The organism is Solibacillus sp. iso_87, assembly GCF_056173085.1.
On record NZ_CM149656.1, the window covers coordinates 2,723,995 to 2,740,037 of the forward strand.

Here is a 16,043-nt window from a genome sequence, read left to right on the forward strand (position 1 = left end):
AGTCTCTACGGAACCTCTCGCAATTTCTTGCAGCAAACATTTTACCTGCATAAAGCCATTCAAATGTTCTCGTTTCCTCGGTATTGCCATCAGCATAATCTGTTAAGGGTTTACCGATACGGTGTCGTCCACTTTATACGTTAATTTTCCGTATAAAGGCTCCTATTTACTTAAAGGCCGTTGCTCTATCCTGCTGAGCTACTGAGACAATTTCTTCAAACCAATTGGTAATAAAGACATTTTTTATTATATGGTATATTATACTTAAAGTCAATAAACAAATTAAACAAAATTATTATTTAACTAAAATAAATTTCCGTACGTTAAATTACGAATTAAAAAAGTGAAGCCCTCCTTAACTCAAGGCTTCACTTTGATAATTAACGCTCATAAAACAATTCATCGATCAAATTATTATTATCGTCATAACATTTTAATGTAAAATGCGTGGAAGTTATTGTCAGGTTAACAAATGACTTTTCTTCTATCCGACGTGGCTTCAGTAAGCTGCCCGGATTGATAAATAAGATGTCGTCAATATATTCTGCACCAAGTACATGTGAATGACCAAAACATACGATTTGTGCGCCGACTTCCTTTGCGCGGTAAATCAGTTTCATTGGAGAGTTTTTCACATCGTATAAATGCCCGTGTGTCACATACACACGATCCCCATTTACCTGAAACAGCATCTCCTCTAAATAGTTATGGTCATGATCACAGTTCCCTTTCACACGCTCTACTCCTTGCAGAGCAGGATGTGCATACGGTAATTCACTATCACCACAATGGATCACTTTATGCGCATCTGGATGGTAGCCCTTTACACGTTCAATGATTTCCTCGTCACCATGTGTATCACTCATAATCAATAGCTTCATTCGTATCCACATCCTTTACATTTCTATACTTAGTGTGACAGCATTGAAACGAAAATTCAATCGTTATTAAACAAATTTTTACAATTTCCAACAATTCCCGAAATTGCTATTTCAGAAATTCTGCTAACTGTAATGCCAGTTTGCGAATGGCATTGCCTCGGTGTGAAATTGCACCTTTTTCTTCGGCAGACAGCTCAGCCATATGTTTTTCCAAAGCAGGCACATAGAAAATTGGGTCATAACCGAATCCGTTTGTCCCCTTCTTTTCATGTGCAATCACACCTTCACATGTGCCGAATACTGTTTTTGTTTCCATATTCGGTCCTGCAATTGCCAATGCACAGCAGAAACGGGCTGTACGCTGTTCTTCCGGTACGTCCTTCATGTTTTCAAGCACTTTCACCATATTCGCTTCATCGTCATGATCGCCGGCATAACGTGCTGAATACACACCAGGTTCACCGTTTAATGCATCGATCGCTAAACCGCTGTCATCCGCAATCACGATTTGGCCAAGCATGTTCGCTAATGTTTCCGCTTTTAAAATTGCATTTTCTTCAAAAGTCGTACCTGTCTCTTCAATTTCCACATCTGGAGCAACGTCAAACATTGTGACAACTTCATAGCCGAATGGTCCGAATAGTGCCTCAAAGTCTTTCGCTTTACCTTTGTTCTTTGTTGCGATTACTACTTGTTTCATTATGCTTCCGCCTTTCCAATCAAGTTTGCGATGTCACCTAGTGCTGTTTTTTGCATTTCGATTAGCTGTGCAATTCCGGCTTCTCCTAAATCGAGTAATTCATTCAGTTCTGAACGACTGAATGTCGCTTCTTCGCCCGTACCTTGTAATTCCACAAATTCGCCGGCACCAGTCATAATAACGTTCATATCGACTTGTGCAGCTGAATCTTCCACATAGTTTAAATCCAAAACTGCGCCAATGTTTTCTAGTTTTCCGACACTAGTTGCAGCTAAATAATCTGTTACGGGGAATTTTACGAATGGCTTGGCTACGCCTAGTTTTGCAATTGCCTGTGTCATCGCTACAAATGCTCCTGTAATCGATGCCGTACGCGTTCCGCCATCTGCCTGGATCACGTCACAGTCAATCCATACTGTTTTTTCACCTAGTGCTTCTAAATCAACGACAGCACGTAATGCTCGGCCGATTAAGCGTTGAATTTCCATCGTGCGGCCACTTACCTTCCCTGCAGAGCTTTCACGGCGTGTGCGTTGCTCTGTAGCGCGTGGTAGCATGGAATATTCAGCCGTAATCCAACCTTTACCTTGTCCACGTAAAAAACCGGGTACTTTTTCTTCAATCGTTGCAGTACAAATCACCTTTGTATTTCCAACTGTTATTAATACCGAGCCTTCCGGATGCATTAAATAATCATTATCAATTTGAACTGGACGTAATTCATTCACAGCTCGTAAGTCATGTCTAGTCATTCGTGACCTCCTCAATTTGTTCGCGCACTTATCTTATCACAATTTAAGGAGGGTCTAAAGCAGAAAAGCAAGACATAGAAGGAAAAAGCTCAAATTAGACAAAATGCCTAATTTGAGCTATCAACTATTTTTCGAATGTAATTTTACGTATATCCAATTCACCTTTTTCCAGCCAACGCTCTGCTATGGAACGGAAAATCGGAACGGAACCAGATGCATGCAGAATATGCTGCGGCGGTTCTTCATCTGTTCGTAATTGTCCTGTATAGCTTAAAATCGCTTCGACATCTTTAGCCGTTTCTTCGGCAGATGACAGGACATGAACTTGTGAGCCTACTGCTGCCTCAATTTGTTTTTGTAAAATAGGATAATGTGTACAGCCTAAAATGACTGTATCAAATCGCTCATCTTCAAGCGGCTTTAATCCTTTCGCAACGAGGTCATACGAAAATTGGCCTTCGTATTCGCCACTTTCAACGAGTGGCACAAATGTCGGACAGGCAAGTGGAATTATTTTCGCTTTTGTCGATAATGATTTCACCGCTCCTTCATATGCGCCGCTTTTGATCGTGCCTTCTGTCGCTAATACGACAACTTCATTGCGCTTTGTCTTTTTTATGGCCGCTCGTGCCCCTGCATTAATAACTCCTAAAACCGGAAATGGCATATGTTTTTGCAGACTTTCCAATGCAACGGCAGTCGCAGTATTACATGCAATGACAAGCATCTTCACATTCATCTTTTCGAGCGCTTTTGCCATCTCCCATGTAAAATTGCGGACTTCTTGCTTTGTGCGGGGCCCGTAAGGACATCGCGCCGTATCACCTATATAATATATTGTTTCATTCGGCAAAAGCTCCATAATCGCTTTTGCCACTGTTAATCCGCCAACTCCGGAATCGATAACACCAATTGGGGCATTCACTAGTACCGCCTCTATCCTATTTCATTAATAAATGTAGTTTTTGTAATGTTCTTGATAATTGTTCAAACTCTTCTGCGTTAAATTCCTGTGTAATATCCCGCAAATAATTTTGACGCTTTAAAATTACTTCCTGAATAATTCTTTCGCCTTCAGGTAAAAGATGAATCCGTACAACACGTCGATCATTTTCGTCACGTACACGCTGTACCAATTCATTTTTCTCCATCCGGTCCACTAAATCTGTCGTTGTCGAAAATGCTAAATACATTTTCGTCGACAAGTCACCGATCGTCATATCACCCGATTCATGCAACCATTGCAATGCAATAAATTGCGGAGGTGTAATCGTATAATTGCTTAAAATTTCTCTACCTTTTTGTTTGATTAAGTGTGAAATATATCTTAGTTCTTTTTCCAGGATTGCTACAGATTCAGAGCTATGTGTGCTGTGATCTTTCATCTACTCCATTCACTCCTCGATGCGTTTCATAGTTCTATTTTGAAGTTTTTTTAATAAAATAGCAAGCATCGAATCAGTATATCGACAATTCCTGAAGTCTTAAAAGCTCAAGAATCGCTTGCGTACGACTTGATACACCCAGCTTTTGAATCGTATTGGAAATATGATTACGAACGGTTTTTTCACTAATGCCTAGCTTAGTTGATATTTCCCGTGTTGAATAGTCCTTTATTAATAGCTCAAAAATCTCGCGTTCTCTTTTTGTTAACAGCGAACGATGCTGCGGACGATTCATTTTGCAACACCCTCCTATCCTCTTCTTTGTACATTATGTCGAAAATACAAAGCAGGTGAGGGCATTTAACTATTTCCCAAGCAATAATTTTTTTTGCTCTTCCAGTAACGGGACACCTTTCCCCGTGTCACTGCTCAATTGTACAAGCGTTCCGCGCCCGGTATAGCACACTTCATCATTTTCATTTTTCACCAAATAATGCAAATCCATTGAAGAAGTACCAATCGATGCAGTTTTTACAAATATTATTAATTCTTCATCAAAGAACACTTCTTTCAAATAATCGCACTGAATATCTGCCACAACAAGCATATTTCCCGTATCCGATCCCGCTGTGAAATCAAATCCTAATGCTTTAAAATATTCGATACGTGCATACTCGAAATAGGCAAATACTTTTGTATTATTTACATGCCCGTACATATCTGTTTCCGAAAATCGCACCTTTACCTTTGTCGAAAATGAAAATCCTGCCATCCATTCTGTTGCATCCTGAATATATGTAGCTCGCATAAAAAATTCCCCCTTTGTTTGATTACTTCATCATCCCCCGATAATGAATGCTCATTCATTATAGCATAATTTGTCAGAAATCAAAAAGCGATCCTAAACAAAAAGACCCCCACCAAGGTGAGGGTCAATTATATTCATTCGATTAGTCAACCATGTGGTCAGAACCGAAGAAGTTTTTGAACATTTGAACTGTTGTTTCACGGTTAAGTGCAGCGATAGATGTTGTCAAAGGAATACCTTTTGGACAAGCAGCTACACAGTTTTGAGAGTTACCACAGTTTGCAAGACCACCGTCGCCCATGATTGCATTTAAACGCTCGTCTTTATTCATTGCACCAGTTGGGTGTGTGTTGAATAAACGTACTTGTGATAAAGCAAATGGACCGATGAATGATGCTGATTCAGAAACGTTTGGACACGCTTCCATACATACACCACAAGTCATACATTTTGATAATTCATAAGCCCATTGACGTTTGCGCTCTGGCATACGAGGACCTTCGCCTAAATCATAAGTACCATCGATTGGTACCCATGCTTTAACTTTCTTAAGTGCGTTAAACATGCGCTCACGGTCTACTTGTAAGTCACGGATAACCGGGAAAGTTTTCATTGGCTCTAAACGAATTGGTTGAGTTAACTTGTCTACTAATGCTGAACAAGATTGTTGCGGACGTCCATTGATTACCATTGAACATGCACCACAAACTTCTTCCAGACAGTTCATATCCCATGATACTGGAGTCGTTTTTTGACCATCAGCAGTAACAGGATATTTTTGAATATGCATTAGAGCAGAGATAACGTTCATACCAGGACGGTAAGGAACTTCAAACTTTTCAACGCGTGTAGCACCATTCTCATTGTCTTGACGAACGATTTCTAACTTAACTGTTCTACCAGTATTTACTGTTTCCACTGTTTAGTTCCCCCTTCTACGCTGAGTAGTCGCGTTTACGTGGTGGAATTAACGAAACGTCTACATCGGCATAAGTAATAATTGGTTCGCCCGTTGCCGGATCGAACTTCGCCATAGTTGTTTTTAAGAAGTTTTCATCATCACGTTCTGGGAATTCAGGCTTGTAGTGAGCCCCACGAGATTCGTCACGTAATAATGCACCCTTAGTCATAACTTTAGCTAAATATAGCATGTTCTTTAACTGACGAGTGAAGTGAGCACCTTGATTCGACCATTTTTGCGTGTCGTTAATGTTGATGTTTTCCCAACGCTCTTGTAGCTCAGTTAATTTCGCATAAGTTTCTTCTAATTTTGCGTTTACACGTACAACAGTCATGTTGTCAGTCATCCACTCACCAAGCTCTTTGTGTAGTAAGTAAGCGTTTTCTGTACCATCCATTTTTAGGATAGCTTCCCATTTCTCTGTTTCTTCCTGTACGCGACGCGTGTAGATTTCTTCTGGTAAATCTTCTGCATGCTTTTTAAGTCCTTTAATGTACTTAACAGCATTGGGACCTGCAACCATACCACCGTAAATCGCTGATAATAATGAGTTCGCACCTAAACGGTTTGCACCGTGTTGTGAGTAATCACATTCACCTGCAGCGAATAAACCAGGGATTTCAGTCATCTGGTCATAGTCAACCCATAATCCACCCATTGAATAGTGTACCGCCGGGAAGATTTTCATCGGTAATTTACGTGGGTCATCACCTACGAATTTCTCGTAGATTTCGATAATACCACCTAATTTAATATCTAATTCATGAGGATCTTTATGGGATAAGTCTAAGTATACCATGTTTTCCCCGTTAATACCCAACTTTTGATTTACGCACACGTCAAAAATTTCACGTGTTGCGATATCACGTGGTACTAAGTTACCGTAAGCAGGATATTTCTCTTCTAGGAAGTACCAAGGCTTACCGTCTTTATACGTCCATACACGTCCACCTTCACCACGAGCAGATTCAGACATTAGACGGTTTTTGTCGTCTCCAGGAATCGCTGTTGGGTGAATTTGAATCATTTCACCGTTTGAATATGTTGCACCTTGTTGGTAAACAATCGATGCCGCAGAACCAGTGTTGATTACTGAGTTTGTTGTTTTACCGAAGATAATACCAGGACCACCTGTTGCCATAATTACAGCATCAGAACGGTATGAGCGAATTTCTTCAGTACGTAAATCTTGTGCTACGATACCGCGGCAAACGCCTTCGTCATCAAGCACAGCACCAAGGAATTCCCAGTGCTCAAACTTTGTAACTAAACCAGCTACTTCGTGTGCACGAACTTGCTCGTCTAGGGCATATAATAATTGTTGACCAGTTGTCGCACCAGAGAATGCTGTACGGTGCATTAACGTACCACCGAAACGACGGAAGTCAAGTAAACCTTCTGGAGTACGGTTGAACATTACACCCATACGGTCCATTAAGTGGATAATACCAGGTGCTGCATCACACATACCTTTAACTGGTGGTTGGTTTGCTAAGAAGTCGCCACCATAAACTGTATCATCAAAGTGGATCCATGGAGAATCCCCTTCACCTTTTGTATTAACTGCTCCGTTAATTCCGCCTTGTGCACATACAGAGTGTGAACGTTTAACTGGAACTAACGAGAATAATTCAACTTCAGTACCAACTTCAGCTGCTTTAATCGTAGCCATTAAGCCAGCAAGACCGCCACCAACGACGATAACTTTACTTTTTGCCATGATTATTTCTCACTCCTCATTAATTGCTAAAAACTTTTACTCATATTCCATTCCATCTAGGATCTTAACTATGTAATAGTAATTAAGTTAAGTGATTAGACGAATGCTAAGATAGCTGCAACACCAACGATTGCTAATACTACGAAAATTAACAACGTAACATAAGTTGCGATTCGTTGAGATTTGTTAGATTGCGTAATACCCCAGCTTACTAAGAACGACCATAAACCGTTTGCTAAGTGGAATGCTGCTGAAACGATACCTAAGATGTAGAATACTAACATTAATGGATTGTCAACGATTTCAACCATCATATTAAATTCGACTTCAGTACCGAATGCTTTTTGGATACGTGTTTGGAAAATATGCCACGCAATGAAGATTACAAGGAAAATACCAGTAAAACGTTGCAATGCAAACATCCAGTTACGGAATGTGCTGAAACGTCCAGTGTTGTATGTTGCAGTGAAAGCAATATACACTCCATAGAATCCGTGGAACATTAATGGAATATAGATAATGATCCATTCCATCGCTAACAATAACGAGTGTGGAAGTAATTCCATAACACCAGTTGCGTTATTGTAAGTTTCTTCACCGCCAACTGCAGTGAAGTTCAGAAATAAGTGGAACACCAAGAACAACCCGACAGGAACTACACCTAATAACGAGTGTAAGCGGCGCCATAAAAATTCACGATCTTTCGACAAAACTGTTACCCCCCTTAGTACTTGAAATACACATGCGCAACGCCTCAAAATTGTAAAAGTTGGGATGTTGACTGCGCATTTCATCATGGTACAATATTATGACATGTCCATTGTACTCTCAACAGATACTAGCGTCAAGGCAACGCAGGATATTTTATAATCATTTTAAAGACGGTTTTACGCTGTTTTGAGAACCGTTTTTTCTGCTTATAACTCAATTCTTCATGAAAGAATGAAAATTATAAGAAAATTTATGAAAGAGGTTTTTTATATGGAAGGGTACAAAATGAAAACGATTCCAACTTTTGGCTACGAAATCATTCGTGACCATCTTCTTCCTTCTATTCTAGGTAAGCATGAAGAAGATGTTTTATATTGGGCAGGGAAAGAAATTGCAAGAAAGTTCCCATTATTTTCAATGGATGAACTACCTTCCTTTTTTATGGAAGCTGGCTGGGGCCAGTTAGTTCTGGAAAAAGAAACGAAGGACGAACTTCATTACATACTTTCGACAACAGAGGAATTGCCACTCAATATTGTACAACGTTGCTTCCGTCTTGAAGCTGGCTTTTTAGCAGAGCAGAAACAAAAGCAGCTAGGCTATTTGACGGAATGCTATGAGGAAAAAGATAATGACAAACATGTCGTAAAATTTACGTTAAAATGGGATTTAAAAGAGAAAATTTAGCCTTCAACTTATAATAATTGTCTATTGCTGAAGCATCAGGTTTACTCAATAAAAAAGCTGGAAATAAGCTCCTTAAGCTCATTTCCAGCTATTACTTTAAGAAGCGGTTACTTCTTTCATCGCCAAATTGAATTCCTCATGCAGCACATTCGCAGCACGAACCATTTCTTCCTGTGGTACAACGACAGACACTTTAATTTCCGAAGTGCTGACCATTTTTACAGGGATATGTTCGCGTCCTAAGCGTGCAAACATGCGAGCCGCCACCCCCGGATTGGATGCCATCGCAGAACCGATAATAGATACTTTCGCTAAACCTACTTCAAAATCTGCAAAACTAAATCCAAGTGACAGTTTACTAGTTTCCAGTACCCGTAAAGCTTCCGCAAACTCATCTTTGGAAATTGTAAAGGAAATGGTCGGCTTCACGCCATCAATGACTGCTTGAACAATAATATCCACATTGATATCATTTTCTGCTAAAACACTAAACACTTCTGCCAATGACGCGGTTTCATAAGAATCATAGCCGATCGTCAAACGGATAATATCCGATTCGTAGGCTACCGCGCGTACAAGTAAGTTTTTCTCCATGTCTACATCCCCTTTAATAAAAGTGCCTTCCACATCCTGTACGAAAGAGCGTACAATTAGCGGTATATTGTATTTTTTGGCAAGTTCAACCGAACGTGGGTGCAAAATTTTAGCCCCTAAATTTGCAAATTCCAACATCTCATCATAAGAAACTTCCGGTAGTTTCCTGGATCCTTTTACAATTTCTGGGTCTGCCGTAAAAATCCCTTCAACTGATGAAAAAATCTCGACACGCTCTGCTTCGAGGGCAACCGCCAGTGCAACAGCTGAAGTTTCAGAACCCCCTTTGCCGAATGTTGAAATATCGTCTGTCCCCGTAACTCCTTGAAAACCTGCTACTACGACGATTTCACCTAATGCCAAATGTTCCTGAATTCGTTTACTATTGACATGATCAATCCGTGCATTGCCATGTTTTTGATTTGTATGGATACCTGATTGCCATCCAGCAAGCGACACAGCTTTCCCTCCATGTTCCTGAATTGCCATTGCAAGCATTGCACTAGTTATTTGTGTCGCTGATGAGGCGAGTGCATCCATTTCCCGTTTCGACGGCTCATCCGTGATTTCAGCAGCATATTGTCTCAATTCTCGTCGTATAGCGGGTATTGAAGAAACGACAACGACTAAGTTTATGCCACGCCCTTGCTCTTTTATCACCTTTTTAGCGATGTGTACTATTTTTTCCGGTGTAGTCAATGCCGGTCCGCCAAACTTTACAACAACTGTCTCCATTCTATTCCCTCCTTTAATTCGAAAACAAAAAAGACGACTTTCCATGTTCATGGAAAGCCGCCGTCAATACAAATAATAGTTATAAGTTTTTCAGGATAGCCCTCCAGAACATAAAGCTCTGACAGTTTTACATTTCTTAAATGCAAAACCAGCAAACTGCGCGAACAATACGCACTTCACTTCGGCAGGATCCCCTTTCGATTGCTGTCAATGGAATTGTTCTTCCTCGAGCAATGTACTGTTGAATACTGCGCCTCTATCTTAGTAAATATTGAATTATCTTATATATTAGCATAAAATTACTCTTTATTCAATGGTGCTTCATGAAAATGACGATAGATGACTTCCGCCAATTTTGCCGGCACTCCGGATTCCTGCAGCTGCAACTCGCTTGCCTCGCGGATTTTTTTCACGGATCCAAAATGCTTCATGAGTTGCTGCTTCCGCTTCGGACCTACACCTTCAATCCCATCAAGAACAGAAGTGATGGCATTCGTCTGATGCTGCTGACGTAAAAACGTGATCGCAAATCGGTGTACCTCATCTTGGATGCGCTGCAATAAATAGAAACCGTCACTTGTACGCTTTAACGGGACAACTTCCGGAGGCGTACCAAATAAAAGCTGGGACGTATTGTGCTTTTCGTCCTTAGCCAATCCTGCTATCGGAATGACTAACCCAAGTTCGTCTTCAATTACTTCACGTGCGACTTCCATTTGTCCTTTTCCTCCGTCGATAAGAATCAGATCAGGCAATGGCAGATTTTCCCGCAGTACACGTGTGTAACGGCGTCGAATCACTTCCTGCATCGCACCATAGTCATCATGTTTGGCCGCTTCCCTTGTTTTATATTTCCGGTATTCCTTTTTCGCAGGCTTTCCGTCTATAAAAACTACCATCGCCGAAACCGGATCCGCACCATGCATATGACTGTTATCAAATGCTTCGATTCTTAGCGGCAATGGAATTTGCATCGCTTCAGCAAGTGCTTCACAAGCCCCGACTGTCCGCTCTTCTTGACGTTCAATCAACTGGAACTTCTCATGAATGGCGATTTCCGCATTTTTCATTGCTAGATCAACAAGCTCTTTTTTGGAACCGCGCTTCGGTGTCAGTACCTTCACATCCAACAGCTTTTGTAAAATGGTTTCGTTAATCGACTTCGGTACAAAGATTTCTTTTGGCAATAGATGATGCGGCTGTTCGTAAAAACGGCCTACGAATGTTAAAAATTCCTCTTCCGGCTCATTATAAATCGGGAAAATCGAGACATCCCGCTCAATGAGTTTGCCTTGACGCACGAAAAACACCTGGACACACATCCAGCCTTTTTCAACTGCATAGCCAAATACATCCCTGTTGCTCAAATCATCCGTAACGATTTTTTGCTTTTCCATAATCTGATCAATATGGGCAATCAAATCCCGGAATTCCTTTGCCCGCTCAAACTCCAGATTTTCGGCAGCATCCATCATTTTTTGCTGAAGGTTTTGTTGAATTTCTTCGACGCCCCCGTTTAAAAACTTCGAAATCTCATCAATCATTTCGTCATATACTTGTTTTTCAATATCCTTCACACACGGTGCCAAACATTGACCTAAGTGATAGTACAGACATACCTGGTTAGGCAGGTGTGTACATTTACGAAGCGGATACAAACGGTCCAGTAATTTCCGTGTTTCGTTAGCTGCATAGGCATTCGGATAAGGACCGAAATATTTTGCTTTATCCTTCTTCACTTTTCTTGTTGTAATAATACGAGGGTATCGTTCATTCGTGATTTTTATATAAGGGTACGTTTTATCATCCGTTAGTTTCACATTATATTTCGGGTCATGCAGCTTAATTAGATTCAGCTCCAGTATAAGAGCTTCCAAATCACTTGAAGTCACAATATACTCGAAGTCTTCGATCTCACTGACTAGTCTCGCAGTTTTACCGTCATGACTTCCCGTAAAGTAGGAGCGCACTCGATTTTTCAATACTTTAGCCTTACCAACGTATATAATCGTGCCTTGACGGTCTTTCATAATATAGCAACCTGATTCATCCGGTAGTATTTCTAGTTTTGCTTTAATGATTGCATTCATCTTCTCACCTGTTTAATATGTCCTTTCTTTTATTTTAACTGATTGGGGTATAAGAAAAAAGCCGTACACCTTATACGGCATACGGCTTTTTGACATATCAATAACGCCTCGGCGTTTGAATGGTCAAAGGTTTAATTATTTGTTGTCGTTAATGAAATCAACTAAAGCTTCTTTTGGCATGAAGCCAGCTGTTTTTGCTTTTAATTCACCATCTACGAATAATAATAATGATGGGATTGACATGATTTGGTAATCTGCAGCAGTACCTTGGTTGTTATCAACATCAACTTTTACGATTTTAACATCGTTACCGATTTCTGAATCTAATTCTTCAAGAACTGGAGCGATCATTTTACATGGTCCGCACCAAGTAGCCCAAAAGTCTACTAAAACTGTGCCGTTTGAAATTTCTTGTGGGAAAGTTTGATCTGTCGCGTGTACAATTGCCATATTAAATAGCCTCCTTAAATAACATATGGTTGTAGTATAGCATGTTTTCCCAATTAAACAGTAGTAAAATGCTTGGGAATATAAATGAACCTCAAATTTAGCGTTTGTTTCTGATGCCGTATAAATACTTATTGAGGATATTAGAATACGTATACCCTTTATTTAAACATTTTAAAGCTTTAGACGAAATCCATCTCCATTCACACCATCCAAACTACATCACTTTAAAATAAAAAAGCTCCCTTCATAAGAAGGAAGCTCTTGATCACTTTTATGCATTTACTTTAAGTGCTTTAAACTCTTCGATTAACATTGGTACTACTTCGAATAAGTCACCAACAATACCGTAGTCTGCTACTTTAAAGATATTTGCTTCTGGATCTTTATTGATTGCAACGATAACTTTTGAGTTCGACATACCAGCTAAATGCTGAATCGCACCAGAAATCCCTGCAGCGATATATAGGTCAGGTGTTACAACTTTACCAGTTTGGCCGATTTGTAGTGAGTAATCACAATATTCAGCGTCACATGCACCACGAGATGCGCCAACTGCCCCACCTAGTAAATTAGCAAGCTCTTTTAATGGCTCAAAACCTTCTTCGGATTTAACACCACGACCACCTGCAACTACTACTTTCGCTTCTGAAAGGTCTACACCTTCAGTCGATTTGCGCACAACTTCTTTGATGATTGTACGTAAATTTGTAATATCAACTGACACTGATGATACTTCACCAGTACGGGAATCGTCTTTAACTAATGGTGGAATATTATTTGGACGGATTGTCGCAAAAATAATACCATCTTTGATTTTTACTTTTTCAAATGCTTTACCAGAATAAATCGGGCGAACGAATACTGTATCTTCGCCAGCACCTTGAATTTCCGTTACATCTGAAATTAAACCTGATTGTAAGCGTGAAGCAATTTTTGGCGATAAGTCTTTACCTAAAGAAGTATGACCGAAAACGATTGCTTCTGGATTTTCTTGTTCAATTACTGCTAAAATTGCTTGGCTGTATCCGTCAGATGTATAGTTTTTCAAGTGTGGATGTTCTACTGTAATAACACGGCTCGCTCCATATGCGATTAATTCCTGCGTTAAACCAGCTACTGCATCCCCTACCAATAAACTTACTACTTCACCGCCGTCAGCGATTTGTAAACCTGCTGCAATTGCTTCGAATGATACGTTACGCAAGCTCCCTTCGCGAACTTCACCTAACACTAAAACTTTCTTTGACATAGAATATCCCTCCATTACCATCTTCGTAAAAATTTTCGTACTATAGTTGACTTCTATTAGACTACTTTTGCTTCGTTATGAAGTAAGTTTACTAATTCTTTTACCTGTGCAGAAAGATCGCCTTCTAATACACGACCAGCCGCTTTTTGTGGCGGTAAGTAAATTTCAACTGTTTCTACTTTTACCTCAACATCGTCTTCATCGATATCCAAATCATCCAATTCCAGTTCTGCAAGCGGTTTTTTCTTCGCTTTCATAATACCTGGTAAAGATGGGTAACGTGGCTCGTTTAAACCTTGTTGAGCTGTTACTAATAATGGTAATGATGTTTCTAATACTTCAGCGTCCCCTTCGATATCACGCACAATCTTAACGTTCGTGCCTTCGATTTCCAATGAAGTAATTGTTGTTACGTAGTTAATGCCCAGCAGGTCTGCTAAGCGCGGGCCAACTTGTCCTGAACCACCATCGATCGCTACATTTCCTGCTAAAATTAAATCTGCTTCTTTGTCTTTTAAATATTCCGCTAAAATATAAGCTGAAGAATATTGGTCAAGCTCATCTAAATCATCTTCTGTATTAATCAATACCGCTTCATCGGCACCCATTGCTAAAGCTGTACGTAACTGCTTTTCTGCATCTTCGCCACCGATTGTCACAACTGTTACTTTACCGCCTAATGCGTCGCGCTTTTGAATTGCTTCTTCAATTGCGTACTCATCGTATGGGTTGATGATGAATTCTGCACCATCTTCTTGAATTTTACCGCCGGATACGACGATTTTTTCTTCTGTGTCAAAAGTACGTTTTACTAATACAAAAATATTCATAATCTAGACCTCCTAAAAGCTTTTTAATTTTAATCCCGAAAAACAGGGAAGAATACATTTTTTTATTTGCCAGTAAATACTGGCTCACGTTTTTCGATAAATGCTTGGATTCCTTCTTTAGCATCTTCAGAAACAAATACCTCACCGAAGCTATTTGCTTCAGCATTTACTCCCTCGTAATAAGATGATGGTTTCGAGTAATTCAGCATTTGGATCGCTGCTTTAAGAGCAATTGGTGATTTCTTCGCAATTTTTTGAGCGATTTTCAATGTTTCAGGCAACAGCTCTTCATCGGAAAAAGCACGGTTTGCTAATCCCCATTCAACAGCTTCAGTCCCCGAAATCGGGTCGCTTGTAAACATCATTTCCGCTGCTTTTGCTACACCAACATATCGTGGTAATCGCTGTGTTCCTGCAAATCCTGGTATTAAGCCTAATGATAGTTCAGGTAAGCCTAATTTAGCCGATGCGGTTACAAAGCGCATATGGCATCCCATCGCAAGTTCCAAGCCTCCGCCTAATGCTGCACCGTGGATCGCGGCAATAACCGGTTTACTGAATGTTTCGATACGCTCGAAAACATCTTGTCCATTTTTCGCCAATCCTGTAAATGCTTCTCCTGACTGTACGCTCGTAAACTCTTTAATATCCGCACCTGCAGAGAAGAAACGTCCTTCGCCATGCAAGACGATGACACGTACATTTTCATCTTGTTCTACAGCGTCTAAAAGTGCATTCACATCTTGGATCAAGCCTTGTGAAAGTGCATTTGCCGGTGGTCTTGAAATCGTTGCAACTGCGACCCCTTCTTCTACTTTCCAACTTAGAAACTCCATCCTCTACATCCCCTTTATGCTTTTAGTGCGTTTAGCAGTAATTGCTTTACTTTCGGAGCTTGCTCTAATAAATCATATCGATTTTCATTCATTACCCAAGTTGTCGTAATTTCGTCAATCGTGCCAAACACCATTTGCCTCGCAATACGAACATCCATCGTCTGGTTGAACTCACCATTTAGCATACCTTCGATTAAAATCTGATCTAGCAAAATTAAGTATTCTTTTAGAATAGAATTAATTTTCAGTCTAATTTCTTTATTCGATTGCCGTAGCTCAAGCTGAGTTACAGTTGCCAAGTGGCGATCACTTGATAGAACATGGAAATGATTTTCGATCATTTTACATAACTTATCTGAAGCAGTTTCCCCACTTTTTATTATAGCCTGTAAATTCTCTACGAAAATACCCATTTTTTCCTGGAATACAGAAATTAAAATATCTTCTTTGTTTTTAAAATATAAGTAGATTGTACCATCAGCAACCCCAGCTTGTTTGGCTATTTTTGAAACTTGGGCTTGATGATAGCCGTTTTCTGCGATAGCAATGACTGCTGCGTCTACTATTTGCATATATTTGGGTTTGTTTCGTTTCAAGCAGATCACCACCAAAAAAAATATGAAAACATGAATGACCATTCATTCATGTTTTCAT

18 protein-coding genes and 1 riboswitch are annotated in these 16,043 nt (G+C 40.0%); of the genes, 1 reads left to right on the forward strand and 17 read right to left on the reverse strand.

The window, feature by feature from the left end; all coding sequences use genetic code 11:
- Nucleotides 1-380 precede the first annotated feature (380 nt).
- The 10 genes from AC0VXV_RS13940 to AC0VXV_RS13985 all read right to left on the reverse strand — a co-directional run bounded on the left by AC0VXV_RS13940 (nucleotide 381) and on the right by AC0VXV_RS13985 (nucleotide 7,917).
- On the reverse strand, nucleotides 381-881 hold the full coding sequence (locus AC0VXV_RS13940) for a YfcE family phosphodiesterase (RefSeq protein WP_475528814.1): 501 nt from the start codon (nucleotides 879-881) through the stop codon (nucleotides 381-383).
- 106 nt (nucleotides 882-987) lie between these two features.
- Nucleotides 988-1,581 carry an XTP/dITP diphosphatase gene (locus AC0VXV_RS13945; RefSeq protein WP_475528816.1) on the reverse strand — a complete coding sequence of 198 codons (594 nt, stop codon included), beginning with the start codon at nucleotides 1,579-1,581 and terminating at the stop codon, nucleotides 988-990.
- Complete coding sequence (gene rph / locus AC0VXV_RS13950; protein ID WP_475528818.1) at nucleotides 1,581-2,333, reverse strand: ribonuclease PH; 753 nt, start codon at nucleotides 2,331-2,333, stop codon at nucleotides 1,581-1,583. The genes AC0VXV_RS13945 and rph overlap by 1 nt, the downstream gene beginning before the upstream one ends.
- 124 nt (nucleotides 2,334-2,457) lie before the next feature.
- The gene (racE, locus tag AC0VXV_RS13955) at nucleotides 2,458-3,258 is read right to left on the reverse strand and encodes a glutamate racemase (protein WP_475528819.1); all 801 of its coding nucleotides are present in this window, start codon (nucleotides 3,256-3,258) and stop codon (nucleotides 2,458-2,460) included.
- Nucleotides 3,259-3,274: 16 nt separating this feature from the next.
- The gene (locus tag AC0VXV_RS13960) at nucleotides 3,275-3,718 is read right to left on the reverse strand and encodes a MarR family winged helix-turn-helix transcriptional regulator (protein WP_339172394.1); all 444 of its coding nucleotides are present in this window, start codon (nucleotides 3,716-3,718) and stop codon (nucleotides 3,275-3,277) included.
- Nucleotides 3,719-3,791: 73 nt separating this feature from the next.
- A complete protein-coding gene (locus AC0VXV_RS13965; protein WP_008405041.1) occupies nucleotides 3,792-4,013 on the reverse strand; it encodes a helix-turn-helix domain-containing protein in 222 nt (73 codons plus the stop codon).
- 69 nt (nucleotides 4,014-4,082) lie between these two features.
- Nucleotides 4,083-4,526: an acyl-CoA thioesterase gene (locus AC0VXV_RS13970; RefSeq protein WP_475528822.1), complete on the reverse strand. Its 444-nt coding sequence runs from the start codon at nucleotides 4,524-4,526 to the stop codon at nucleotides 4,083-4,085.
- A gap of 142 nt (nucleotides 4,527-4,668) precedes the next feature.
- Nucleotides 4,669-5,445: a succinate dehydrogenase iron-sulfur subunit gene (sdhB, locus tag AC0VXV_RS13975; RefSeq protein ID WP_008405039.1), complete on the reverse strand. Its 777-nt coding sequence runs from the start codon at nucleotides 5,443-5,445 to the stop codon at nucleotides 4,669-4,671.
- A gap of 16 nt (nucleotides 5,446-5,461) precedes the next feature.
- The gene (gene sdhA / locus AC0VXV_RS13980) at nucleotides 5,462-7,207 is read right to left on the reverse strand and encodes a succinate dehydrogenase flavoprotein subunit (protein WP_475528823.1); all 1,746 of its coding nucleotides are present in this window, start codon (nucleotides 7,205-7,207) and stop codon (nucleotides 5,462-5,464) included.
- A 95-nt stretch (nucleotides 7,208-7,302) separates the two neighbouring features.
- Nucleotides 7,303-7,917: a succinate dehydrogenase cytochrome b558 subunit gene (locus tag AC0VXV_RS13985; RefSeq protein WP_065215545.1), complete on the reverse strand. Its 615-nt coding sequence runs from the start codon at nucleotides 7,915-7,917 to the stop codon at nucleotides 7,303-7,305.
- Nucleotides 7,918-8,188: 271 nt separating this feature from the next.
- On the opposite strand from AC0VXV_RS13985, the gene AC0VXV_RS13990 reads away from it, so the two are divergent.
- Nucleotides 8,189-8,605 (forward strand): YslB family protein, encoded by a 417-nt coding sequence (locus AC0VXV_RS13990; protein ID WP_079528256.1) that lies wholly within the window; start codon nucleotides 8,189-8,191, stop codon nucleotides 8,603-8,605.
- Between the two features lie 96 nt (nucleotides 8,606-8,701).
- Here the strand turns inward: AC0VXV_RS13990 and AC0VXV_RS13995 are convergent, their stop codons facing one another.
- The 7 genes from AC0VXV_RS13995 to AC0VXV_RS14025 all read right to left on the reverse strand — a co-directional run bounded on the left by AC0VXV_RS13995 (nucleotide 8,702) and on the right by AC0VXV_RS14025 (nucleotide 15,985).
- The gene (locus tag AC0VXV_RS13995; protein WP_475528825.1) at nucleotides 8,702-9,934 is read right to left on the reverse strand and encodes an aspartate kinase; all 1,233 of its coding nucleotides are present in this window, start codon (nucleotides 9,932-9,934) and stop codon (nucleotides 8,702-8,704) included.
- An 88-nt stretch (nucleotides 9,935-10,022) separates the two neighbouring features.
- Nucleotides 10,023-10,201, reverse strand: a riboswitch (Lysine riboswitch).
- 32 nt (nucleotides 10,202-10,233) lie between these two features.
- Nucleotides 10,234-12,024 (reverse strand): excinuclease ABC subunit UvrC, encoded by a 1,791-nt coding sequence (gene uvrC, locus AC0VXV_RS14000; protein WP_475528826.1) that lies wholly within the window; start codon nucleotides 12,022-12,024, stop codon nucleotides 10,234-10,236.
- Nucleotides 12,025-12,159: 135 nt separating this feature from the next.
- Nucleotides 12,160-12,474 (reverse strand): thioredoxin, encoded by a 315-nt coding sequence (gene trxA / locus AC0VXV_RS14005; protein ID WP_339172413.1) that lies wholly within the window; start codon nucleotides 12,472-12,474, stop codon nucleotides 12,160-12,162.
- 271 nt (nucleotides 12,475-12,745) lie between these two features.
- Entirely contained in the window at nucleotides 12,746-13,723 is a 978-nt protein-coding gene (locus AC0VXV_RS14010; RefSeq protein WP_475528827.1) for an electron transfer flavoprotein subunit alpha/FixB family protein, read from the reverse strand.
- A gap of 56 nt (nucleotides 13,724-13,779) precedes the next feature.
- The gene (locus AC0VXV_RS14015) at nucleotides 13,780-14,553 is read right to left on the reverse strand and encodes an electron transfer flavoprotein subunit beta/FixA family protein (protein WP_339195289.1); all 774 of its coding nucleotides are present in this window, start codon (nucleotides 14,551-14,553) and stop codon (nucleotides 13,780-13,782) included.
- A gap of 62 nt (nucleotides 14,554-14,615) precedes the next feature.
- A complete protein-coding gene (locus AC0VXV_RS14020; RefSeq protein WP_475528828.1) occupies nucleotides 14,616-15,389 on the reverse strand; it encodes an enoyl-CoA hydratase in 774 nt (257 codons plus the stop codon).
- Nucleotides 15,390-15,403: 14 nt separating this feature from the next.
- The gene (locus AC0VXV_RS14025) at nucleotides 15,404-15,985 is read right to left on the reverse strand and encodes a TetR/AcrR family transcriptional regulator (protein WP_079528268.1); all 582 of its coding nucleotides are present in this window, start codon (nucleotides 15,983-15,985) and stop codon (nucleotides 15,404-15,406) included.
- Nucleotides 15,986-16,043 lie beyond the last annotated feature (58 nt).